General features: G+C 49.8%; 1 protein-coding gene. It reads right to left on the bottom strand.

Translation table 11 applies throughout. From position 1 onward, the window contains the following. The coding region (locus tag AB9F29_RS22425) for a DUF2254 family protein (protein ID WP_369757317.1) at nt 1-283 on the bottom strand (283 nt) is incomplete at both ends.

The following is a 283-nucleotide window of genomic DNA, read 5'->3' as shown; positions in this document are numbered from 1 at the left end:
ACGCCAAGCGTTTGATTTGGTTTAAGTTTACGGTTTGAATATACCCCGTGCTTAATAGCGTTACCCCCTCGGAGGCCTCACTACTTGCCTCTTCAAACCAAGCGTTCTTAACAGACTCCTTGTCCGTCGTCGCAGTTGATGCTTTGCTAAGTCGGATCAATTCGTCCCGCAACCGGCATCCAAGACTATGGCAAAGGTTCTCAAGATTGATCATTTCGGGACCGTGGTGGATGAAAAAGATCATCGTTACCACCGAGGCAAGGGTCAGGCCCAACGCGACCAA

Origin of the sequence: Falsihalocynthiibacter sp. S25ZX9 (assembly GCF_041205405.1) — a bacterium.
Classification (GTDB): domain Bacteria; phylum Pseudomonadota; class Alphaproteobacteria; order Rhodobacterales; family Rhodobacteraceae; genus Falsihalocynthiibacter; species Falsihalocynthiibacter arcticus.
The sequence above is the reverse complement of the archived record's forward strand: the minus strand, read 5'-3'. Positions and strand labels throughout refer to the sequence as shown.